This is a genomic window from Hyphomicrobium sp., assembly GCF_036833075.1.
Classification (GTDB): Bacteria; Pseudomonadota; Alphaproteobacteria; order Rhizobiales; family Hyphomicrobiaceae; genus Hyphomicrobium_C.
On record NZ_DAITQL010000047.1, the window covers coordinates 1 to 21,421 of the forward strand.

Below are 21,421 nucleotides of genomic sequence, written 5' to 3' on the forward strand. Positions count from 1 at the left end.
CCTTCAACTGGTCGCAGGACGTCACCACCGGAGAGTCCAAATGAGTACCCACCGCCCCCTCGTCGCCCTTCTCATGACATCGAGCGCGCTTGGCGCCTGCGCCACCAACATCAAGGTGCCCGAGATCCCGATCTTCGACACGCCCGCAATGGCAGCTCATCGCGAGCCGGACCCCAAGCTGCCCGTCCGCTACGTCGAGGTCCCGACACCGCTGCCCCTTCCCGGCCAGCTCAAGCCAATCGGTAAGGACGCCGGCAAGAAGAAGGACGCGCGGTCGCCAGCGGATCGCGTCACCGGCGCCAACGCAGCCGCACGCCTGGAGCCGGTCAAGGACGGCTATATCAACGCCATCCAGGTCTACCCCTATACAAAGGGTGCGCTCTATCAGCTCTATGCCGCCGTCAACCAGGTGACGGACATTGCGCTCGAGGCCGGCGAGAAGCTGGTCTCGGTCTCGGCCGGTGACACGGTTCGATGGGTGGTCGGCGACACGAGCAGCGGCGAGGGCACGAATGCCCAGGTCCACATCCTGGTGAAGCCAGTGAGTGCCGACCTCGAGACCAACCTCGTCATCACCACGGATCGGCGCACCTACCACCTCGAGATGCGCTCTTCCGAGGCGACATACATGGCCTCGGTGTCGTGGACCTATCCCGCCGCCGAGCTCGTCTCCCTGCGCAAGCAAAGCGAGGAAGCGGCCTTCGCGGTGGCCGCGATCGCCGAGGGCGGCGTCAACATCGACGAGTTGCGCTTCCGCTATCGCCTCGAGGGCGATGCGCCGTGGAAGCCGCGGCAGGTCTTCGACGACGGCAACAAGGTCTATATCCAGTTCCCGTCAGGCATCACCAAGAGCGAAGCCCCGCCGCTGTTCATCATCGGTCCCGACGGCAAGTCGGCCCTGGTCAACTACCGTGTCCGTGGCACCACCTACATCGTCGACAGGCTGTTCGCCGCCGCAGAGCTGAGGCTTGGCACGGAGCCGCAACGGGTTGTTCGCATTGTCCGCACGGACGCCGTCTGGCGGGAGACGCGCTCATGAGCGAGACCGACCAGACCCCAAATCCGGAAGAGAAGAGGGCCGCGCCAGAGACGCTAGAATTGCGCGCGCGTCCCCAGCCGGTGACGCGCATCAATCGAAAGGTGCTGATTGGCGGCGCGGCGGTGTTCCTTATGCTGCTCTCGGGGATCGTGCTCGTTGCCCTGAAGCCGCCAAGTTTCAAGGTCGCGGAACGGCAGGAGCTGATAAACGTCGATAACAAGCCGATCACCGATGGGCTCAACAAGCTGCCTGCCACATACGAAGGCGTGCAAGCGATCCCCGCCGCCACACCATCGAGCACGCCGCCGACGGTGCCAAAGCTCATTCTGCCCGAAGCCGGCCTGCCATTCGATGACGCCGAGAGCATCGAGAAGGCACGCATGGCTCGGATGGCAGGTCAGGCGCGAGAATCACAGGTGTTCTTCCGCCTGCAGCTCAAGCAGCCGCCCCAAGGCAGCGGATCGAGCACCGCACAATCCGAAACCGCGCCGCGCTCCGGCACGGCCACTTTCGATGGCAACAACCTGGCTACGCTCTCCGTGCTTCGTGCCACAGAACGCGCGCAGGCGCTCGCGACGGGCGACCTCGAATACACAGGCATCGACACGACTGAGGCGACGCGCAAGCTCGCGTTCCTCAAGTCCGAGCCTGAGAAGGACATCCACAATCCACATGGCCTGCAGACGCCCGCGTCGCCTTACCAGTTGATGGCTGGAACCGTCATCGCCGCGAGCCTCGTCACCGGGCTCAACTCCGATCTTCCCGGCTTTGTCATCGCGCAGGTGACGGAGAACATCTACGACACCGTCTCAGGCCGCTTTCTGCTGATCCCCCAGGGTTCGAGGCTGTTCGGCAAGTACGACAATGTCGTCGCCTTCGGCCAGGATCGCGCGCTCGTCATCTGGCAGCGCATCATCCTTCCCAACGGCAGCTCGGTGGTGATCGAGAACCTGCCAGCCACCGACACCGGCGGCTACGCGGGCCTTGCTGATGAGGTCGATCTCCACACCTGGCAGCTCCTCAAGGGCGTTGCACTGGCCACCGCGCTCGGTGTCGGAAGCGAACTCGCCTTCGGTTCATCCGACAGCGATCTCGTCCGCGCGCTGCAGCTTTCGACGCAGACGACCACGAACCGCGCCGGGCAGCGGCTCATCGAGCGGAATCTCAACGTCCAGCCTACCATCACGGTGCGTCCGGGCTGGCCGCTGCGCGTCATCGTGCACAAGGACATCGTCCTCCGACCCTACCGCGCCGCCGCTGCCGACTGATCGGAGCCATCCGCCATCGAGACAAACGCATATCGCACAGGAGCTCAGCCACCATGCCAATCATAGGAACCTTCTCAGCCGTCAAGGACGGATACGCCGGCACGATCCGCACGCTCATGATCAACGCCGAAGTCTTGATCATGGCCAACGACCGGAAGGAAGGGGACAGCGGTCCTGACTTCCGCATCACGACCGGCACCAACGAGATCGGCGTCGCCTGGCGGCGCAAGCGCAACGGGACCGAGGAGACCTACCTGCGCATCAAGATCGACGATCCGACACTGCCGCATCCCATCTGGGGGGCGCTCGTGGAAGGCGGCGGCGACGGTGTCGCGCGCCTCCTTTGGCGGCGAGATAGAAAGGAGGAAGCGCAGTGAAGATGTTTACTTGATCTACATCTGGAACATTCGTATGCAGCTCCCGGACAAAGCGCGTGAGGACCGCCTCCTCTCCATCGGTGAATTGCAAAAGCTCATGAACGTGAGTAGACCGACTATCTACCGCTGGATCGCTACCGAGGGTTTTCCAAAATCCGTAGCCCTCGGTCCTCAGGTTCGCCGCTGGTGGAAAAGCGAAGTCGAACTCTGGATCGCATCACGCCGCGTTTCGGAACCGTCGACTTGAGAGAAGTGCTGCTGCTGGCGGTAAGCCGTCCAAGAGGAGATCAGCCCATTCTTGCGCGATCTCTTTGCGGAGCTCCAAGTGCTCAGCGCGGTTGTACGCCGCCTCTACATTGTCCTTCGGTACGTGCGCCAACATCATGTCGATGGCTTTGGTATCCGCAGGACGCCTCTCGTTCATGATCGTCGAGAACGTGGCTCGCCACCCGTGCGGGACGTGACGGCCCTGGAAGCCGGCGCGTTTCAGCAGGTACCCGAGCGCGTTTTCGCTCATCGGCCGATGGAACCACCGATCGTTCGGAAACACATAGGGGCTCATTGAGGAAAGCTTTTTCAGCGCCTCAATGACCTCCAGGGCTTGGCGCGACATGGGCACCGGATGATCGCGCGCCTCATCTTCCTTGTAGTGCAAACGCAGCTTCATGCGTTGCGCCGGTACCGTCCAGAGCCAATGGTCGGCGTTGAGATCCTTTAGTTCATCCCAAGGACAGGTCGCCACGACGCCCGGCCGCACGACTGTCAGAGCCAGAAAGCGATGCGCCAGCTTCGTGGTCGCACTTCCCGCAATGGCCTCGGCAGCTCGCAGCACCTCCCTCGCGTCCTCGAGCTTGCGCATCGCTGGGAAGCGCCGCCTCTTCGCCGGCGACAGTACCTTTCCCATTGCGGCAGCCGGGTCGCGATCTACCCGCCCGGTCGCCATCGCGTAGCAATACACAGCCGAGATGCGCTGTCTCACACGATGGGCAGTCTCCACGGCGGGTCGTTTCTGGATCCTCTGCAAGACCTCCCAGATTGCCGAGGGCTCCAACAACCGAATCGGCATGTTCCCGATGTAGGGGAAGACGTGGAACTCCAAGCTCTCGATAACGTCAGAGGCGTGATGCGGCACCCAGCCTGATTTCTGGGATTGGTGCCATTCGCGCGCGAGAACCTCGAAGGTTTCGTTGGCTTCTTTGAGGTCTTCCATCTGCTGCAGCTTCTTGACGACTGCTGGATCCTTTTTCTCCCGCAGAAGCAGCCGCGCCTCATCCCGCTTTCCTCTCGCCGTCACCAGCGACATGGCCGGGTACTCGCCGAACGTTAGGACCCGCTCCCTACCTTGCCACTCGTAGCGGCATCGCCAGAACTTCCTTCCCGTCGGCATGACATGAACGTAGAGGCCACCGCTGTCGGTCAGCTTGTAGGCCTTGGCCTGGCGAACCGCCTTCTTGACTGCTGTATCCGTCAACATCTCTGCACCTCAGCCGTTACCCGGTTTTTGGCCGGGCGTTACCCGGTTTTTACCCGGGAAATCTCAAGCTTGGCTGTCATCAAGCTTGTGCGGATGAGACAGATAATGTCAATGAATCTAGAGGCTTAGCTTACAGGAAGAGACAGGTCGTAATAGCCTGAAACTGTATGGTTGGCGGAGACGAGGGGATTCGAACCCCTGATACCCCTTTAGAGGGTATAACGATTTAGCAAACCGCCGCCTTCAGCCTCTCGGCCACGTCTCCGGAGCGCGCGAAGCACCCGTATAGATGCGGCCCCTTCCGTTGGCAAGCGTCGCCCGTCCAGCCTGTCGCGGCGGCATCGGCGCGATTTTTCGCGGCCGCTTCATTGGTTTGCTCCAAGTCCTATGATAAGGGGCCTATCGGCTTTCACGATTGCGCGCAGCACCCTTCGATCGCGCGCCGCGCAAGGCGCCGGGAACGCCGCACCGGAGGATGGGATGTCGAACCGCGGACGTATCGCAGCCGGCGCCGGGCTCGCCCTGGCCCTCCCCCACGCGGCCGCGGCGCTCGAATATTGCGTGACGTGCGAAGATCCTCCCGCGATGTACCGCTGCGTCGTCGACGGCACCGCGGACGGCCCCGGCAAGGATCCGACCGCTTCCCTTCACTGCATCTCGGAGATGGCGAGACTCGGCAAGCACCGGACCTGCGCCGTATCCCGCGGTGCGCCGTTCCCCTGTCCCGGCCTGACGACGATCGTCCAGCAGCCCAAAAGCCTTCCGCCCGCCGGAGAGATCGAACCGCCGGCGGCTCCGCACGACAGGCCGACCACACAGCCGGCGGCCGAGCCGCATCCATCCCCGGCGGACAAACCCGCGAAGGTGCCACGCACCGTCGAGGAGCTTGCCGACCAGACGGTGAAGTCCTCCAAGGACGGCCTTGAGAAGGCCGGCGAGCAGATCGGCAATGCCGGCAGCGCGATCGGAGCCGCCGCATCCAAGACCTGGAACTGCCTCACGTCCCTGTTCACCTCTTGCGGCGGAAACGGCGGTCACGAAGACGCGCCTCCGCCCGATCCCGAGCCTGGGCCCACGGGTCACTGAGTCATGCCGGCAACGCTCGACGATTATTGCGTGGGCCTCAGCTTCGCGTCATGCGAATCGCCTAACCTCCAGAGCGTGGGGGAAGACTTTGCCTCGCAGGGTGCACCGGCCTTGGCCGTTTTGTGCACTTGTTGACTGGGTGCATGCGTCAGAGCCTTGGGACAGGTGTCCTTGAGAACTCTGAGCCGATATGACCGATCAGCCGGTCGCCGAGCCTGGTGGAACGCGTGGCAGTCCCGGACGGAGCTGCCAGAGGGAGCGTTCCCGGGGCACGCATCGCACCATGAACGTCCGTCCAGGACCGCCGTGTCCACCCGAGCCCCGTCAGCACCGTCGTCGTCTCGCTTTGCCGCCCCTGGCGAAGGGAGAGGTGTGTCGCGGCTGTCGCCGGCCTTGACGCTAGGGGCTGGACCACGGCACCAACAGGAAGATGGAGTGCACTATGCTGAAGCACCTTCGTCAGTGGTCCATCGACGCGTCCCGACCACGGAGCGCCACTCATGCCCATGAGCTTCGGCACGACCTCGACTGGAAATTCGTACTCCTTTGGCGGCTTAAATCTCATCCTCCAAGTCGGACTTGAATGAGCTTTGCCGGCGGGGCGTGCGACCCGGAAGCCGGCCACAAGACCAAAGGCCGGTCTCAGACGAGACCGGCCTTCGTTGTTTCCGGAGCTTCTGGAGAGCTGAGCGCGCCGACCGGGCCGGCGCCTACATCGGCAGGCGGGCGATCTGGTTTCCGAAATAGTTCTCGACCGCCGTCATGATCGAATCCGAAACCTTGTCGCGCCAGGTATCCGAGCTCAGCAGCGCCGCGTCCTTCTTGTTGGTGACGTAGGCGAGCTCGATCAGAACCGAAGGGAACTGCGCCGTCTTGAGGACGCGGAAAGCGGCCTGCTGGTCCGGCTTCGCGCGCATTTCCGTGCTGGTCCCCATGTACTCGATGACGGAGCGGGTGAAGACGCTCGTCCGCTCCTGGGTGACATCCACTTCGCGCCCGGCGAGATCGGCGAGAATGCTCTTCACCGTCGAGATGTCGGTCCCGAGGCTCGCCTGCTTCATGGATTCGACCTCGTCCTTCGTCAGGACGGCGCTCGAGACTTCGCCCTTGGCCGAGCGCTGCAGCCCATTGGCGACGCTTTCGCGCAGCGAATAGATGGTTGCGCCGCGCGCTTTGGAGTTGCCGCCCGCATAGTCGGCATGAACCGCGATGAACAGATTGGCCTTGTGCCCTTCGGCGAAATCGACGCGCTTGTCGAGGGGGACGAACACGTCCTTGTCGCGCGTCATGAGCACCTTGTAGCGCCCCGTTTTCTCGAGCTTGTCGCGGAGCATCAGGCTGAACGCCAGCACCACGTTCTTCTCGACCACGCCGTTCTTCATGGCACCCGAGTCGTCGCCCCCATGACCCGGATCGATGACGATGATCGGCTTGAACGTCCGGGCGGCAAGCTCATCCGGACGCAGCGCCGGCGTCGGCAGCGGTGGCTGCACGTCGAAGGCGCCGAGCGAGGAAAGCCCCGCCGTGCTGAGCGGCTTCCTGGCGGCGCTGTCCGCGTGCGCGACAGGCATGATGTCGAGCGCCAGGCGATGCCCCTTTCCGTCCTCCGACGCGACGATGGTGGCGCCCTCGACCACGACCGGCCGGATGACCTCGATCACGACGCGCGACTTGCCGGGCCCCGAGCGCCCGGCGTGAAAGGACCTGACGAGACCGACGGCAATGTTCTCTTCCGGCTGCGGAGGCAGCTGGAGCGCCGTCTCGGAAATGTCGACGATCACGCGGTTGGGGTTGGCGAGCGAGAAGACGCGGAACTCGACCCGCTTGGGAAGGCCGATCAGAAAGCGGGTGTGGGTGACGTCACCGCCGAGCGTGGCGGAGGGGACTGCGGGAGCCGCGGCCTTGACCTTTGCCGCGCGCCCGATCGACCCCGTCGCCTTGACCGGGGCTTTCCCCGCCGTCCCTTTGGACGGGGTGGATTTTGCGGCTGGCACAGGGTCGCTCTCCGCAGCCGTCACGGCAAACGGAAGCGCGAGCGCGCACAGCATACAGCTAAGTTGCAGCGCAAAGCGCTGCAAATGGCCAATCGTCATCGTTGTGTGACCCCCGTCTACGCAACACTGTCCTTGGCGGGACGGTCAATTAAGTAACCGTAAATGATGGCGTTTTGCAGGACGCCATCGGGCAATGTTATGGAACGGTAAAGGTTAAGGATCCCCTAACGCCCCGCCGCGGACGAATCAAATGGTAGAGCATATTTGAACGATATCAATCAGATATCGGACAGGATTGAGAAACGGAGGATGGTTACTTTTGTGTTGCCGGCGCCGCCCAGCGGGCAAGCGCGGCCCCGTCCGTCTCCCGGGCATCGACCCAGGCTTCGGTCCCGTCCGCAAACGATTCCTTCTTCCAGAACGGCGCACGGGACTTGAGATAGTCCATCAGGAACTCGGCCGCCGCGAACGCCGCCTGCCGGTGCGGAGAGAGCGTCACCACGAGCACGATGGGGTCACCGGGCCTGAGCTCCCCGTAGCGGTGGACGACCAGCGAGCCCGCGAGCCCGAAGCGGTCCCGCGCCTCGGCCTCGATGCGGTTGAGCTCCGCTTCCGTCATCTCGGGATAATGCTCGAGCGTGAGCGAGGAGAGCGCCCGCCCGCCGGCCTCGCCCCGCACGAGACCGGTAAAGGTCACGACAGCGCCCACGTCCACGCGTCCCGCGACGAGCGCCTCGACCTCGGCGGCCGCATCGAACGCCTCGCGCTGAACCCGCACGGACATGGCGCGCCTCCCTGCCTCACCCGCCGGTGACGGGCGGGAAGAACGCGATCTCGCGCGCGCCCGCGAGCGAGACACCGGGCTTCACGTGCACCTGATCGAGCGCGGCGCGGACGACGCCGGGCCGCGCGAAGGCCTCCTGGTACTCGGGCCCGCGCGCGGCGAGCCAATCCACGAGATCGCCCACCGTCGCGATGCCGGCCGGCACCTCCACGGCCTCCTCCGCTCGGCCCACCTTCTCGCGCACCCACGCGAAATAGCGGACCGTCAGCCTCTGCCCCGCCGCCCCGGCGGGGGCCTTTTCCTTGGTCGTCGCGTGCGGCACGGCTCTCATCCTTCCATGGCGTGGCGGATCCCGGCCTTGAGATAGTCATAGCCGGTCCAAAGCGTAAGCACCGCGGCCAGCCAGAGAAGCCCGATGCCGAAGGCCGTGATCCCGGGGATGATGCGATCGCCCGCCGGGCCCGCGATCAGAACCGCGAGCGCCACCATCTGCGCGGCCGTCTTCCATTTCGCGAGCGCGGTCACGTGCACGGTCACCTTGAGCTCGGCCAGGAACTCGCGCAGGCCCGACACCAGGATCTCGCGGCACAGGATGACGATCGCCGCCCACATCGACACGCCGTCGATGGTCCTGTCGTGGACCAGCATGATCAGCGCCGCGCCGACGATCAGCTTGTCCGCGATCGGGTCGAGCATGCGCCCGAGCGTCGACTGCTGCTCGAGGCGGCGGGCCAGATAGCCGTCGAGCCAGTCCGTGATGGCCGCCCCGACGAACAGCCAGAACGCCGCCCACCGGCCCGCATCGCCCTCGACCAGCATCAGGCACGCGACGAGCGCCGGAACGGCGGCGATCCGCGCATACGTGAGCACGTTCGGCAGGCTGATCGCATGTGGCCGGGTCGGGATGGGCGGATCCATGGTCTCTAGGTAACACCACCGGCGGTTACAGCAGTCAATGGGGTACCTGGACGAGGCTCAGGAGAAGCAGCAGGACACCGGCCCAAAGGTACATACCGAAACGCGGATCAGACTTGTCCACAGGCAAAATATGGGGCATGAGGAAGAAAACTCCCGGCGACGCGTTGTCGTTGCGGAAGCGTCAAGCAGCCGACCTATGTATTGCGTCGCCGGCTGCTCGTCGGCAGCGCTCGGAATGTAGCCGCGTATCTGGGAGCCGAGCGCACGCGGAGCGGAGTTGGAGCCCAAAGCTCCTGCTCCGCTCTTTTCGTTTGAGGGGCGCGTCCTGGCGCGCGAGTGCACAGGCCAGACGCGATCTCGCGCGCAGGAACGACGGACGCATCGCGGAAATTGGCTTCGAGCACGGCAACGCACCGCCCTGCCCTCAAACCCGCCGCTCGTGGAAGAAGTCGTAAATCTTGCGCGCCATCTCCGCGGAGATCCCGCTCACCGCCTGCAGGTCCTCCACGCCCGCCCGCGACACCGCCTTGGCGCTTCCGAAATGCTTGAGCAGCGCCCGCTTGCGCGTCGGCCCGATGCCCGGGATCTCGTCCAGCGGATTGACGCCGAGCGCCTTGGCGCGCTTGGCGCGATGCGTTCCGATGGCGAAGCGATGCGCCTCGTCCCGCAGCCGCTGCACGAAATAGAGCACCGGATCGCGCGGCTCGAGCATGAACGACGGCCGCCCCGGCATGTGGAAATGCTCGCGTCCCGCGTCCCGGTCCGGTCCCTTGGCGACCCCGACCGCCGCGATGTGGCCGAGCCCCAGCTCGGCCAGGACCTCGCGCGCGATCGTGAGCTGCCCGGCGCCACCATCGACGAGCACGAGATCGGGAGCCTCCGGCAGGGCGTCGCCGATGGCATCCGCCGCCTCGGCATCCACCGAGACTTCCTCCTCCGCCGCCACGTGCTCCCACAGCGCCTCCGGCGTGTCCCGGGGCGCTTGCGCCTCGCTCTCGGCGAGCCGCCGGAAGCGCCGCTCGAGCACCTCGCGCATCATCGCGTAGTCGTCGCCCGGCGTCAGGGCCGCCGAGCGGATGTTGAACTTGCGGTAGGCGCTCTTGGCGAAGCCCTCCGGCCCCGCGACGATCATCGCCCCGACGGCATTGGTGCCCATGATGTGGCTGTTGTCGAACACGTCGACGCGCCGCGGCGGACGGGCGAGCCCGAAACGCGCGCCGAGCTGCGCAAGGAGCGTCTTCTGCGAGGAGGATTCGGCGAGCTTGCGCCCCAGCGCCTCGCGCGCGTTGGTGAGCGCGTGATCGACCACGCCGAGCTTGACGCCCCGTTGCGGCACGCGGATCTCAATCCTGCGGTCCGCCTTGATGCTGAGCGCCTCTCCGAGCAGCGCGCGATTGGCGATGTCGTGCGAGAGCAGGATCAGCCGCGGCACCGGCTTGTCGTCGTAGAACTGCGCGACGAAGCTGTCGAGCACCTCCTCCGCCGGGAGCGACCGGTCCGCCTTCGGATAGTAGGCGCGGTTGCCCCAGTTCTGCCCGACGCGGAAGAAAAACACCTGGATGCAGGTCTGCCCGCCCTCCTGGAACGCGGCGAACACGTCGGCCTCCTCGACCCCTTCCGGGTTGATCGCCTGCTCGGCCGTGACGTGCGCCAGCGCCCACAGCCGGTTGCGCAGCGTTGCGGCGCGCTCGAACTCGAGCTTCTCGGCCGCCTCCTCCATGAGCCTCTGGTACATCTCCCGGACCGACTGGCTCTCGCCCCTGAGGAAGCGGATCGCCTCCTCGACGAGCCGGCCGTAATCCTCAAGCCCGATCTCGCCGGTGCAGGGCGCCGAGCAGCGCTTGATCTGATAGAGCAGGCACGGCCGCGTGCGGCTCTCGAACACCGCATCCGAGCACGAGCGCAGGAGGAACGCCCGCTCCAGCATGTTGATGGTGCGGTTGACGGCGCCTGCCGACGCGAACGGGCCGAAATACTCGCCCTTGATCGTGCGCGCGCCGCGATGCTTGAGGATCTGCGGCGCGCCCTGGTCGCGCCGGATCAGGATGTAGGGAAACGACTTGTCGTCGCGCAGCGTGACGTTGAAGCGCGGGCGGAAGCGCTTGATGAGGTTGGCTTCGAGCAGCAGCGCCTCGGCCTCCGTGCGCACCGAGACGAACTCCATGGCGGCCGTCGCCTGGATCATGCGCAGCGTCCGGTTCGGAAGCCCCGCGAGGCGCGTGTAGTTCTGCACGCGTGCCTTGAGATTGCGCGCCTTGCCCACATAGATGACGTCGCCGGCCGTATCGAGCATGCGGTAGACGCCGGGGCCCGAGGTCAATGTCCTGAGATAGCCGGCGATGACGTCGGGCCCAGTCGCAGGCGAACGGCTCGCAGGCGAACGGCCCGCAGGCGGACGGCTCTCGGGCGGCTCGCTGGCCGTCGCGGGGGCGAGCGGCCCTTCGGCCTTGTCGTCGGACATGGGCATGGCCGGAAACATTGGCGGCCCGCGCGCGCCCGTCAAGCGTCCGGCGTCCGGGGCGCCCGCCCCGTTCGCCACAAAACCGCCCAGGACATCCTGGCCCTTGGCGGCGGGATACCCTGCAGGCAACACGCAAAACGATTGAGGAAGGCGCGTCCACAGGTGACGGCCATGCGCATTCTGACGGTGCTTCTTCTGGCGCTGCTCGCGCTCGCGCCCGCACTGGCCGAGACCAAGGCCGGCCGCGCGCCCGCGCCCGAGTTCCGCAAGTCCGAGCACATCCTGAAATGGATCAACGGCTATCGAAAGGCGCCGGATCCGGACCGGTTGCCCGAGGCCGTGCGCGCGATGGGCGATCTCGGCCTGTTCCGCGAGCTTGACTCGGCCGGGGTCTACATCGGCTTCGTCGCCGGCGTGCTCGGCGCCAACCCCGACCGCGCCGAGCTGCTGGTCGCGCGGATCTTCCCCATGCCGCCCGAGGACCAGGTGGTGCTGATCCGCGCCATCGCCTATTCGGGCCTCGCCGACTGGAAGGGCCTCCTGGAGAAATTCGTCGAGCGCATGCCCGCGCGCATGGTCCTGATCCGCAAATACCTCTACGGCGACGGCAAGACGCTGGCCGAGCTCCCCGTCGAGGACGGCGCCTACGTCATCGACGCGCTCTGGGGCTATTATTACGCGACCGGCGACCGGGAGCCGATCCGGCGCATCGTCGGCGCGCTCGCCCTCGCCGAGGACAAGAACGACGTCGAGAAGCTGACCATCGGCTCCATGGTCAAGTGGACGCTCGCCACCAACGCCTCGCGCGAAAAGGACCTGCTCGACATCCTGTCGGCGGAGATGAACAGCCAGCCCGCCCAGGTGCGAAAGCCGTTGCGCGAGGTGATCGAGGCGGCCGAGACGTTCGAGACCGGGAAGATCCGCAAGGACGCCGTGGCGGCCATCGAGGAGCTCAAGACCAAGGGCTCGCAGAAGTCGCGCGACTTCGCCTGGTGGGGACAGGTGGGACAGACGGTGTTCGCGCTCGGCTGCGTCGGTGCCGCGGCCGGCGGCGTCGTGGTGGCCGGCATCCCGTGCGTGGTCGGCGGCGCCATCTCGTCCGCCGCCCTCAAATACCTGGCGCCGGCGCCGTAGCGGACCTTAGGTCAGGACCTAGACTCTTTCCGACTTGGATCGGACCATCCCTTCCCCGTCATCCCGAAGCGATGTCCATGCGGAGCATGGCTCCGCCATGACCAATCGCTTCCGACCTCTCCCCGTCCACGCGGGGGGAGGTGAATGAGACGACACGGCTTGCGTCCCCTCTCCCCTCTGGGGAGAGGGACAGGGTGAGGGGGCACTGCACTGCTTCGATCCAAGTGGGAAATATCCTAGTCCGGGCAGAGCGCGCGGGCCCGGGCCATCGCGTGGTCGCGCGAGACGAAGGTGCCGAGCACCTCGCCGCCTTCCGGGCGCGAATCGAGAAACGTCTGCGTCATGCTGGCCTCGAACCCGTCGAGCACCGAAAGCGCGACGTAGTGCACGTCCGGGCCTTCCGGCGCCTTGACGAGCACCGTCGTCTCGCCGCCGTAGCGGGCCGTCTCGATGACGCAACGGCCCGGTTTCACGCCGAGCCCCGACGGCGGCGGATAGTCGGGCTTGCCCACGCCGCCGATCATGAAACCGGCGACCGTCTTGCCGGAGACCGCGCCAGGCGCCGCACCCGCCGGCCCGGGCGCCTCGTCCGCCGCGCTCGCAGCCCGCGGCGCGCTTTCGATCCTTGCCTCCGCCAGTCCGGCCGGCGGGGCGAACAGACGGAACGGTGCCGGCTCGTCGGCTGCAGGCGCGGTCGCCATCGGAGCGGCAGGAACGGGAACCGGCTGAGCAGCCGCGCGGGCCGGTTTGGGAGCCGTCATCTTCGCTGGCGGCGGGGCCTTCGCCTTTTGAGGCTTCGGACCGGGCGCCTCCTGCTCCCAGCTCGAGACGGCCTTGACGGGCGCGGCAAGCGCCGCCCCCGCCGACGGCCGGGAGCCCGCGCCCTGCCACGGCAGCACCTCCGCTGCCTGACCGGCGCGCCCCGCGCAGTACTCGGCGCGGAACCGCGTCGCGACCCATTCGATGGAGCCGGCATATTTGCGATCCGCGGCCCAGCGTCCCGCGAGGTCGGAAAAGCGCACCGGCCGCTTGAGCTCATGCGACTTGGCGAGGATGTGGTCCTGCTTGAGACGCGTGCGCGGCGCGACGGGCTCGGCAACGGGCTCGCCCGAATAGACGACGAGGTGCTGGATCTGCCCGAGGACGCCGGTCGAGACGTCCGGGAAGCTGTCGCCTGGCACGCCGCCGCCGGTCGTGCCGATGCCGGCGAAGTTGTTCTGCCGCGGATCGACGTCGCCCATGCGGCCGCTCGGCGCGCGATAGGTGAGGAAGTTGGTCTCGATCGCCATCTGGAAGAAGGCGTAGTCCCAGCGCACCGCCCACGCCTCGCCGTGCTGCCTGTAGAAGGAGGCGATGTTGCGGAAGCGCGGGTCGAGCTTGCCGTTGCGCTGCTTGAGGAACGCCATCAGCCGGTCGGGCGTCACGCATTGGGGCACGCCGTTCTTTGCGGAGAGCCGGATCTCGGGGAGCGTCGGCGCGGCGGCATGTGCGGCGCCGCCCGCGACGGCGAGGACGGCCGCAAGCCCGGCCGCGCACCGCAGCGGACGCGCGCGGCGCGAACGAATAGCCGTCATGATGTGCAGGGGAGCCGCCATCATCCCGCTCAGCCCTCGGGACACAGCTCGAACGCCTTTTCGAGCGCCTGCGTCTGGCTCCCGAACTCGCCGACCGACTGTCCGCCCTTGGCATAGGCGTTGATGTACGCCTCGGCCTCGCGCTTCTCGGTGCCCTCGTTCACGTCGAGCACGGTGTAGTTCGTCGTCTTGTCGGAGACGGCCTTGATGATGATGGCTTTCGAGCCGCCATAGCTCGCCGTCCAGACGCGGCACTTGCCGGCGGCTGCGGCAGCCTCTTTCTTGTCAGGCTTCTTGTCCGATTTCTTCTCGGGCTTCTGCTCGGACTTGCCCGCCGCCTTGGTCTCACCCGTGCTATTGAGCGTGCCCGGGAGCGCGGCCACCTCGATGGCCTTGCCGGACGCCTGGGCCGCCGGCGTGACCGGAACGTCGGTCGTCGGCGCCGCATTGATGACCTTCACCGCAGGCGTCGCGCTCGCCGTGGCGGTCGTCTTGTCCTTCGTCTCCGAGGTAGGAGGCGTCGCGACCGCGGCCGCAACCGCCGCCGCGCCCTTGACCGGCAGCGTCTCCTCCGCCGCACCGGCGGGCTTCGCCTTGGACGCCGCCGCGGCGCTCTCCGCCGTCGGCAGCGGATCGACCCGGGCCCCGGCGGTCTGCTCCGACGCCTTGAGAGCCGCATCGACGCGGGCGGCCGCATCGGCCTTGCGGGTCCGCGCCGGCGTATCTCCGAGCGCCGCCATCAGCTCGGGCTGGGGATCGGGCTCCCGGCAGACGCCCTCGAAGAACCGCACGGCGATGGCCTCGACATCGGCCGCATAGCGCCGGCTCCCCGGCGCCCATTTCTTGGCGAGCTGGCTGAACGTGATGGAGTCGCCGAGGCTCCTCTGCCACTTCGTGAGCACGCCCCACTCCTGGACGTTGCGGGTGCGCTCGGCGACGGGGTTCTCGACCCGCTCGCCGGAGTACATCACGAGATGCTCGATATGCGCGCGCGCGCCCGTCGAGATGTCCTTGAAGCGCTCGCCGGACGCGCCTTTTCCGGTCGCGCCGAGGCCCGCGAAATTGTTCTGATCGGCTTTGACGTCGCCGCCGTAGGTCAGGGAGCCCGTCTCCAGCAGCATCTGGAAGAAGGCATAGTCCCAGCGCACGTGCAGCGCTTCGCCATGGCGCATGTATTCGCCGGCCAGGCCCTCGTAGCGGGGGTTGAGCTTCGGGTTCCGCTGCTTGAGGTAGAGCGTCAGCCGGCCGGGGCTCGCACATTCGGCCACGCGGTTCGAGCCATCCGTCCGGATCGGCGGCAGCTCGGCCGCCTCCGCCGCGGCAGGGATCAGCACGAGAGACGCGCAAACGGCAATACCGGAACGCGAGGACCCTAATCGGCAGGCCATGGGACACCCCAATCTTCTACGCGGCGCCAAAGGCGTGACCTGCTCTCGATGCGCGATGATCGAAGTAGCGGCCGTCACGCCCCGGATCTGGAAATTCAACGTGGGTTGGCGCCCAACAAACCGAATGATGGGTCTAACGTCTTAAGCTTAAGAGCTGGTTTACTCCCGAACCTCCGACCCGACCCCCAACCTACCCGTGGCCCAAGTTTGGGGCATCAGTGGGAGGATGAGGGGGAGGAATTGTGGCACCATCGCGCGTTGGCCGCCCGCGCTCATCCCCCCGCCCACGTCAGATGCTGGCCGCCGTCGAGCGCGATCATCTGTCCCGTGAGCGATGGCGAGGCGAGGATGAACCGCACCGCGGCCGCGATCTCCTCCGGGCTCGGCCCCCGCCCGAGCAGGGTCGCATGGGCTTCGCGCGCGAACTCGGCGTCCGTCTGGTGAATGCTCTTGAGCACCGGCCCCGGCCCGATGGCATTGACGCGAACGCGCGGCGCCAGCGCCTGGGCGAGCGTGCGCGTGGCCGTCCAGAGGCCGGCCTTCGAGATCGTGTAGGAGAAGAAGTCCGGCGTCAGCTTCCACACGCGCTGATCGATGATGTTGATCACGTTGCCGAAGCCCCCCTCCGGCAGGTTCAGGAACAGCGACTGCGCCAGGAAGACGGGCGCCTTGAGGTTGATGTCGAGGTGCGTATCCCAGGTGTCCGGCGTCGTGGTCGCCACGGTGTCCACCTGGAACTCGGACGCGTTGTTGATCAGGCAGACGGGCGCCCCGAGCGCGGCACGGCAGTCGGGAATGAGGCGGGCGACATCGCCCGCCGAGGCGAGATCGCCGGCCACCGCCGCCGCCGTCCCCCCGAGGCTGCGGATCTCCGAGACGAGCCTGGCCGCCTCCTCGGCGGACCGGCGGTAATGCACGCAGACCTGCCATCCGGCGCGCGCGAGATCGAGCGCGATCGCCCGCCCGATACGCCGCGCGCTTCCGGTGATGAGGACGATCGGGGGCGAGACGCCGTCGGTCGGCATGGGGAGATCCTGTGAACGGCGGCGGCCGTGCGCCGGGGTTCCTCACTTAGCGGAACTTGCCGACGCGGGCACGCAAAGACAGAGCGGACGGCGAAGCATCCGATGCTGGCCTCACGCTTATATCCGGTCCCTCAGCCTTCGACTCCCGCATCCCGCGGGACTCACGGTTGGCTACGGCACGTTGGCCTTCGATTCCCGGCATTGGGAGAGGAACCTCGAAAGGTCCCGTCGCCAGGCTAGTCTATACCTAGGTAACAATCCGAACGGAATATAGGGGTCAGACCCGTTTTGGTTTTCAACGATTGTTGCCAAATCCTTGATGATTTGCCCGTTTGCTGGGAGCACCGCATAAATATTGATCACACCTCGTTGCAGCTCCGCCACAGATCCCGTGAAACACATGGGAATGAGCGCTTATCGCTTGTTTGAGACCCTCCAACTTGGTTACCTGTCGTTATTGGATTCTTGAACACGTTGCCGGGAACTGTGCGCCGTCCCCGAGCAGGTCTGGGAGATCATTCTTATGTACGACAGCCTACGCAAGGCGCGCAGCCTGGTGGCTTCTGCCGCCGTCCTCGGTTGCCTCGCATCCCCCGCCCTCGCCGAGGATCGGGAGTTCTCTTTCTCGGCCACCGCAACCGGTACCAGCGACTACATCTTCCGCGGTGTGAGCCAGACTGACGAGGGCCCGGCGGCCCAGCTCGGCGTCGATGCGACCTACGGCATCCTGTATGCCGGCATCTGGGGGTCCAACGTTGATAGCGATTTCGTCGGTGGCTCGGCCGCCGAGATCGATTTCTACGGTGGCATCAGGCCGGTGTGGGGCCCCGCAACCTTCGACTTCGGTGTCCTTTATTATTTCTATCCAGGCTCGAGCACGAGCAAGGGAAGCCGCGCTTGGGGACCTTTGACTGGCGATGAGAACGTCTTCGAGCTCAAGGCTGGCGTGAGCGGCGAAATCCTGCCGAAGCTGACGGCCACCGCCAACCTGTTCTGGAGCCCCGAGGCTCAGTTCAACAACGGCGAGTATTTCGTTTACGAGGGCTTGCTCTCCTATGCGGTGCCCGCCAAGGTCTGGATCTTCGAGCCGCGCATCAGCGGCGCTGTCGGTCATGTCGACAACCAAGATTTCGATTATGATTACACGTATTGGAACGCTGGTCTCGCGCTTGGGGTCGAAAAGTTCACGTTCGACTTCCGCTATTGGGATACCGACGTGGACACCCTCCACCCCACCAGCGGCAACAACCTCAGCGACGAGCGCTTCGTCTTCACGGCCAGCATCACGCTGCCCTGATCGGACCACGCATCCGTCACGGATCGAACGGGACCCCTCGCGGGTCCCGTTTCTTTTGGGCGTCTCGTGTGCGTTGCGCCGGAGACACAAGCCGCGGGGGACATTGGGGACATCCCCCCTTTGCCCTTGTTCGCTCACCCTCTCTGGGCTTTTCTGCGGAGAGGAAAGCGCCTGCCCCGGGTAAGGGAGCGGGCACGGTTGGCGTAAGGAAGTAACCAATGGCGTCTCTCGGACAAACGGTGCGCACGCTCATGGCCGGCGCAGCGCTTGTAGGCTTCGCGGATCTCGCCCGCGCCGACGACTACGGCGCGATGTCCGAAGGGCGCAAGCTGGATTTCTCCGTCACGCTCGGCGCCACCAGCGATTACGTTTTCCGCGGCATTTCGCAGACCCTGGAGGATCCGGCCGCACAGGGCTCCGTCGATCTGACCTACGGCATCTTCTATGCCGGCATCTGGGCTTCGAATGTCGATTTCGGCCCCGGCTCGCCCAATGCCGAGATCGACCTCTACGCCGGCTTCAGGCCCACCATTGGGCCCGGTCGGTTCTGGGGTCCGATCACGTTCGATTTCGGCGTCCTCTATTACGCTTACCCTGCGGCCAACGATTCCGGCGCCGAGCTCGACTTCGTCGAGCTGAAGGCCGGCTACAGCATGGAGTCGCCCTGGATCAGGGGCCTGACCAGCGGCACGACCCTCTACTGGTCACCGGAATACGGCGGCGAGGTCGGGGAGGTATTCACGCTCGAAAGCGTCGCCTCCTACGCGCTGCCGCAGATCGGCATTTTCGCCCCCTCGATCAGCGGCACCTTGGGCACCGTCTACGGCGACCGGAACGACGGCTTCTCCCCCGGCGGCACCCGCACCGAGGACTATCAGTATTGGAACGCGGGCCTGGCGCTCTCGGTCGAGAAGTTCACGTTCGACTTCCGCTACTGGGATAGCGACATCGACGTCGTGCCGGGTGGCGGCGGCCTCTGCACGAGCGCGGATCTTTGCGACGAGCGCTTCGTCTTCACCGCCAAGGTGACCCTGCCCTGAAACGCCGGCTGTCCCCTGGGATGGGCCGGGCCGCCACACCGGCCCGGGTGCGGCGCGCATCCCGTCGGCGCGCCGACACACGGCCGTCGCGAACGCGTCATCGCGCTGTCACCGAGCGCCGCTACGCTGCCTCCAGATGAATTCCGGACTGATCCTCTCGCCCCTCCCCTCGTAAGGGCGTGCGGACGGCCTGCTCAGCCGGCCCGCTCGAGAGGACCAGAAGAGGGGCGCGCGCATCTCGCCCTCGTCATCGCGCGTCCGTCTCGCGGCCGCCCGGCCGGCTGAAGGCCGGCGGCGGTAAGAGAGGCCAGTCTCGCCCCTGTCGCCGGCGCACCCCGCAGCCGGCGAACGAAGGCAAGGCTGGCCTCGTTGGTTGCGGATCCCCTCGCGCCTGCGCAAGTCAGGCTGACACGCAAACATGCGGCGGAAGAGCAGCCGGCGATGCAAAAGATCTGTTGCGACAGGAGCTTTATGCGGGATTTCCATCCTCGGCCCGGCTGACGCCATGCATGGCGGCCACGACGCAAGGATCGGCGTCCGGCACGCGGCCCGCAAGCAACTTTAAGCCGCCGAGCGCCCGGCGATCTCCGCCATCTGGCTGGCGATCATCTGGTCCAGAAAGCCCTCGAAGGGAACCGTGAACGCGATCTGCCCCTTGGGATCGTTGGACCACTCGGAGAGCTTCTCGACGAAGTTCTGCGGCAGCTCCGCCGCGTCGTCGCAAAGCGCGACCACGCTCGCGCAGAACGCGGCATCCGTCATCGGCAGGAACGGAATGGTGATCGTGTCGAGGCGGCCGTCCGCATGACGCCGCGGCGCATGGATCGCAGCGCAGCACACGATGTTCCGATTGCCGCCGAACGTTGCGACGGCACCGATCAGCAGCCTGGAGGCCTCGAAGCCTTTCGGGGCGCGGTAGGTCCAGCTCTGTCCGGCCGCAACGTTCATAATCACAGACTCCACGAGATGCCGCACGTACGATCATGAGCCCAAAGACCGTGTGCTGGTAGTCTCCTTTGAGGGCAGTTTTCAGGCAGGCGGTGGGCAGATCTTTATACCCTGCTTGCACCCATATCTAGAACATATTGTTTGAAAAGCGTCTTGCACGCGTTGCCACACGCGGTGAAAAAGCTGCTTCCCACCCGTGCGATCAGTCATCGCGAACGACCGGCGCCGTGTCGGCGGGCATGCGATCCTCGCGGCCCTGGAACGGATCCGCAGGCAGCGTCGCGGGATCGCCGTCACAGGGTCCCGCGCGCGTAGCGCCCGTGCGCCGGTCGCGCGATATCCGCGTGCACGGCGGCGGTGACGCGTCCGCAACCTGGAGCCAGTGCGGCCGCACCGCGGGCGGCGGAGCATGAAAGCCGGCCTGCCGCGCATGCGACAGCGGCGCTTCGGTGAGGACGACGTCGGACAGAAAGCCCCAGAAGCCGACGAAATGCCAGAACACGGCGCCGCCGACGAACCCGAGCACGCTCCAGCCGAGCCCGCCCAGCCCATCGAGCGCATCCCTGGTCGCGCTGAGCTTGCGGCGGTCCGCCGGGGCCGGCCGTATCGCCCGCGCGGCGCCGGCGGAAGCGCGGCCCCGCGCGCCGCGGAAACCATCGTCGAGAAGCGGCCTGAAGCCGCGTTCGTTGGCGAGTCCCTGCATATGCGTCCAGCCTCGCATTGCGAAAACCAAACGCATCACGATTCGAAGCTTGCGGGGAGGAGCGCTCGGCGACAAGCCCGAATGCGGCAGCCGCGCGGCACCGTGAAATTATCCACAAATGCGCGTGATCCGATTACAGCAATGCTCCGGCAGAGCACCTATCGCACCGGCGGCACGTGCATGCGCGTGCTGCGGCAGAGCCGGTCCTGCGCCTCGTTCGGCCCGCAGGCGCGCGGCTCGCCCGCCCTCGAGAAGCAGATGCGCACGTCGCGGAGCCGGCTGCCCGGCCCGCCGCACGTGACGGCGATCATGTCGGGCTTAAGCCCGGGATTGGCGGCGACGAACGCGGCGACGACCTCCTTGGGATCGAGGAACTGCGCCGCCGTGGGGCTCCGAAAGCGCGCCGGAATGGTCAGGCTCTCGTAGAGCCGCCGCGCCTTGCGGTAATAGTCCTCGGGAGAAAGTCCCGAGCAGGTGCCGTGCTTGCGGTACTCGTGGATGACGAGCCCCTTGCTGGGCATGACGTCCAGCATGCCGTCGACCACCGGCTGCGGCACCCAGCTCGAGCGCGCCGGACAATTCTCCGGATAGCCGCGCGCATACTGCGGCCAGAGACCATGCAGGATGAACGCGTAGCGTCGCCCGTTGCGCGGCGCGCATTGCGAGTGATCGTCCCGCCCTTCGGGCGTATCGCAGTGCGTCGGACTCCACGACAGCACCAGCGAATAGTAGTCGAACGCGCCCGTACCGCTGTCCGGCCGCGCGGCCGTCGTCTGCGACGTCGCCGATGGCCCGCTGGATTGCGGCTGAGGCGCGCCGCCCTCCTTGTTCTCGAAGTACATGAGCAGGGCCGCGATCGCGATCAGCGCAAGGAGGCCCGGCAGGGTGAGTTTGGGAGGCGCGCGCATCGT

At 66.3% G+C, this 21,421-nt stretch carries 20 protein-coding genes and 1 tRNA gene; 8 read left to right on the plus strand and 13 right to left on the minus strand.

The features are described from left to right. Positions 1-40 precede the first annotated feature (40 nt). The 4 genes from trbG to V7082_RS13820 are packed head-to-tail and all read left to right on the plus strand — an operon-like array spanning position 41 to position 2,931. Positions 41-1,039, plus strand: a complete 999-nt coding sequence (gene trbG, locus V7082_RS13805) for a P-type conjugative transfer protein TrbG (protein WP_334149467.1) — start codon at positions 41-43, stop codon at positions 1,037-1,039. Beyond that, the gene (locus tag V7082_RS13810) at positions 1,036-2,307 is read left to right on the plus strand and encodes a TrbI/VirB10 family protein (RefSeq protein ID WP_334149469.1); all 1,272 of its coding nucleotides are present in this window, start codon (positions 1,036-1,038) and stop codon (positions 2,305-2,307) included. The genes trbG and V7082_RS13810 overlap by 4 nt, the downstream gene beginning before the upstream one ends. A gap of 53 nt (positions 2,308-2,360) precedes the next feature. Beyond that, positions 2,361-2,684, plus strand: coding sequence for a DUF736 domain-containing protein (locus V7082_RS13815; protein ID WP_334149471.1), 324 nt, complete (start codon positions 2,361-2,363; stop codon positions 2,682-2,684). A 10-nt stretch (positions 2,685-2,694) separates the two neighbouring features. After that, positions 2,695-2,931 carry a helix-turn-helix transcriptional regulator gene (locus V7082_RS13820; protein ID WP_334149473.1) on the plus strand — a complete coding sequence of 79 codons (237 nt, stop codon included), beginning with the start codon at positions 2,695-2,697 and terminating at the stop codon, positions 2,929-2,931. Here the strand turns inward: V7082_RS13820 and V7082_RS13825 are convergent. Together V7082_RS13825 and V7082_RS13830 are read right to left on the minus strand one after the other, a co-directional pair. Beyond that, positions 2,902-4,158 carry a tyrosine-type recombinase/integrase gene (locus tag V7082_RS13825; protein WP_334149475.1) on the minus strand — a complete coding sequence of 419 codons (1,257 nt, stop codon included), beginning with the start codon at positions 4,156-4,158 and terminating at the stop codon, positions 2,902-2,904. The two genes, V7082_RS13820 and V7082_RS13825, sit on opposite strands and share 30 nt — an antisense overlap. 172 nt (positions 4,159-4,330) lie before the next feature. After that, positions 4,331-4,423 (minus strand) — tRNA-Ser (locus tag V7082_RS13830). A 215-nt stretch (positions 4,424-4,638) separates the two neighbouring features. Here V7082_RS13830 and V7082_RS13835 point away from each other — a divergent pair. Then, positions 4,639-5,244: a hypothetical protein gene (locus V7082_RS13835; protein WP_334149477.1), complete on the plus strand. Its 606-nt coding sequence runs from the start codon at positions 4,639-4,641 to the stop codon at positions 5,242-5,244. A gap of 710 nt (positions 5,245-5,954) precedes the next feature. Here V7082_RS13835 and V7082_RS13840 read toward each other — a convergent pair. From V7082_RS13840 to uvrC, 5 genes are all read right to left on the minus strand, one after another. Beyond that, the gene (locus tag V7082_RS13840; RefSeq protein WP_334149478.1) at positions 5,955-7,337 is read right to left on the minus strand and encodes an N-acetylmuramoyl-L-alanine amidase; all 1,383 of its coding nucleotides are present in this window, start codon (positions 7,335-7,337) and stop codon (positions 5,955-5,957) included. Positions 7,338-7,551: 214 nt separating this feature from the next. Beyond that, complete coding sequence (locus tag V7082_RS13845) at positions 7,552-8,022, minus strand: molybdenum cofactor biosynthesis protein MoaE (protein WP_334149481.1); 471 nt, start codon at positions 8,020-8,022, stop codon at positions 7,552-7,554. Positions 8,023-8,038: 16 nt separating this feature from the next. Next, positions 8,039-8,290 carry a molybdopterin converting factor subunit 1 gene (moaD, locus tag V7082_RS13850; protein ID WP_334149520.1) on the minus strand — a complete coding sequence of 84 codons (252 nt, stop codon included), beginning with the start codon at positions 8,288-8,290 and terminating at the stop codon, positions 8,039-8,041. A gap of 59 nt (positions 8,291-8,349) precedes the next feature. After that, positions 8,350-8,940 carry a CDP-diacylglycerol--glycerol-3-phosphate 3-phosphatidyltransferase gene (gene pgsA, locus V7082_RS13855; protein WP_334149483.1) on the minus strand — a complete coding sequence of 197 codons (591 nt, stop codon included), beginning with the start codon at positions 8,938-8,940 and terminating at the stop codon, positions 8,350-8,352. A 424-nt stretch (positions 8,941-9,364) separates the two neighbouring features. Beyond that, the gene (gene uvrC / locus V7082_RS13860; protein ID WP_334149485.1) at positions 9,365-11,401 is read right to left on the minus strand and encodes an excinuclease ABC subunit UvrC; all 2,037 of its coding nucleotides are present in this window, start codon (positions 11,399-11,401) and stop codon (positions 9,365-9,367) included. Between the two features lie 171 nt (positions 11,402-11,572). On the opposite strand from uvrC, the gene V7082_RS13865 reads away from it, so the two are divergent. Further along, entirely contained in the window at positions 11,573-12,535 is a 963-nt protein-coding gene (locus tag V7082_RS13865; RefSeq protein ID WP_334149487.1) for a hypothetical protein, read from the plus strand. 236 nt (positions 12,536-12,771) lie between these two features. Here V7082_RS13865 and V7082_RS13870 read toward each other — a convergent pair whose 3' ends face one another. The 3 genes from V7082_RS13870 to V7082_RS13880 all read right to left on the minus strand — a co-directional run bounded on the left by V7082_RS13870 (position 12,772) and on the right by V7082_RS13880 (position 16,522). Next, entirely contained in the window at positions 12,772-14,130 is a 1,359-nt protein-coding gene (locus tag V7082_RS13870; protein WP_334149489.1) for a hypothetical protein, read from the minus strand. Positions 14,131-14,138: 8 nt separating this feature from the next. Further along, positions 14,139-15,443 (minus strand): hypothetical protein, encoded by a 1,305-nt coding sequence (locus V7082_RS13875; protein ID WP_334149491.1) that lies wholly within the window; start codon positions 15,441-15,443, stop codon positions 14,139-14,141. 326 nt (positions 15,444-15,769) lie between these two features. Further along, on the minus strand, positions 15,770-16,522 hold the full coding sequence (locus V7082_RS13880) for an SDR family oxidoreductase (RefSeq protein ID WP_334149493.1): 753 nt from the start codon (positions 16,520-16,522) through the stop codon (positions 15,770-15,772). A 523-nt stretch (positions 16,523-17,045) separates the two neighbouring features. Between V7082_RS13880 and V7082_RS13885 the strand changes: the two genes are divergently transcribed. Beyond that, complete coding sequence (locus V7082_RS13885) at positions 17,046-17,819, plus strand: TorF family putative porin (RefSeq protein WP_334149495.1); 774 nt, start codon at positions 17,046-17,048, stop codon at positions 17,817-17,819. Positions 17,820-18,037: 218 nt separating this feature from the next. Then, entirely contained in the window at positions 18,038-18,859 is an 822-nt protein-coding gene (locus V7082_RS13890; RefSeq protein WP_334149497.1) for a TorF family putative porin, read from the plus strand. 561 nt (positions 18,860-19,420) lie between these two features. Here the strand turns inward: V7082_RS13890 and V7082_RS13895 are convergent. The 3 genes from V7082_RS13895 to V7082_RS13905 form a co-directional block, all read right to left on the minus strand. Further along, complete coding sequence (locus tag V7082_RS13895; protein WP_334149499.1) at positions 19,421-19,807, minus strand: hypothetical protein; 387 nt, start codon at positions 19,805-19,807, stop codon at positions 19,421-19,423. A gap of 202 nt (positions 19,808-20,009) precedes the next feature. After that, on the minus strand, positions 20,010-20,510 hold the full coding sequence (locus tag V7082_RS13900; RefSeq protein WP_334149500.1) for a hypothetical protein: 501 nt from the start codon (positions 20,508-20,510) through the stop codon (positions 20,010-20,012). Between the two features lie 158 nt (positions 20,511-20,668). After that, entirely contained in the window at positions 20,669-21,418 is a 750-nt protein-coding gene (locus V7082_RS13905) for a ribonuclease T2 family protein (protein WP_334149501.1), read from the minus strand. Positions 21,419-21,421: the final 3 nt, after the last annotated feature.

Excerpts from the sequence above, each read along its gene's own strand:
- pgsA (WP_334149483.1), bottom strand. The coding sequence starts at position 8,940 with ATGGATCCGCCCATCCCGACCCGGCCACATGCGATCAGCCTGCCGAAC.
- V7082_RS13880 (WP_334149493.1), bottom strand. The coding sequence starts at position 16,522 with ATGCCGACCGACGGCGTCTCGCCCCCGATCGTCCTCATCACCGGAAGC.
- trbG (WP_334149467.1), top strand. The coding sequence starts at position 41 with ATGAGTACCCACCGCCCCCTCGTCGCCCTTCTCATGACATCGAGCGCG.
- V7082_RS13870 (WP_334149489.1), bottom strand. The coding sequence starts at position 14,130 with ATGGCGGCTCCCCTGCACATCATGACGGCTATTCGTTCGCGCCGCGCG.
- V7082_RS13810 (WP_334149469.1), top strand. The coding sequence starts at position 1,036 with ATGAGCGAGACCGACCAGACCCCAAATCCGGAAGAGAAGAGGGCCGCG.
- V7082_RS13825 (WP_334149475.1), bottom strand. The coding sequence starts at position 4,158 with ATGTTGACGGATACAGCAGTCAAGAAGGCGGTTCGCCAGGCCAAGGCC.
- uvrC (WP_334149485.1), bottom strand. The coding sequence starts at position 11,401 with ATGTCCGACGACAAGGCCGAAGGGCCGCTCGCCCCCGCGACGGCCAGC.
- V7082_RS13905 (WP_334149501.1), bottom strand. The coding sequence starts at position 21,418 with ATGCGCGCGCCTCCCAAACTCACCCTGCCGGGCCTCCTTGCGCTGATC.
- V7082_RS13890 (WP_334149497.1), top strand. The coding sequence starts at position 18,038 with ATGGCGTCTCTCGGACAAACGGTGCGCACGCTCATGGCCGGCGCAGCG.
- V7082_RS13840 (WP_334149478.1), bottom strand. The coding sequence starts at position 7,337 with ATGACGATTGGCCATTTGCAGCGCTTTGCGCTGCAACTTAGCTGTATG.
- V7082_RS13815 (WP_334149471.1), top strand. The coding sequence starts at position 2,361 with ATGCCAATCATAGGAACCTTCTCAGCCGTCAAGGACGGATACGCCGGC.
- V7082_RS13835 (WP_334149477.1), top strand. The coding sequence starts at position 4,639 with ATGTCGAACCGCGGACGTATCGCAGCCGGCGCCGGGCTCGCCCTGGCC.
- V7082_RS13900 (WP_334149500.1), bottom strand. The coding sequence starts at position 20,510 with ATGCAGGGACTCGCCAACGAACGCGGCTTCAGGCCGCTTCTCGACGAT.
- V7082_RS13845 (WP_334149481.1), bottom strand. The coding sequence starts at position 8,022 with ATGTCCGTGCGGGTTCAGCGCGAGGCGTTCGATGCGGCCGCCGAGGTC.
- V7082_RS13895 (WP_334149499.1), bottom strand. The coding sequence starts at position 19,807 with ATGAACGTTGCGGCCGGACAGAGCTGGACCTACCGCGCCCCGAAAGGC.
- V7082_RS13885 (WP_334149495.1), top strand. The coding sequence starts at position 17,046 with ATGTACGACAGCCTACGCAAGGCGCGCAGCCTGGTGGCTTCTGCCGCC.
- V7082_RS13865 (WP_334149487.1), top strand. The coding sequence starts at position 11,573 with ATGCGCATTCTGACGGTGCTTCTTCTGGCGCTGCTCGCGCTCGCGCCC.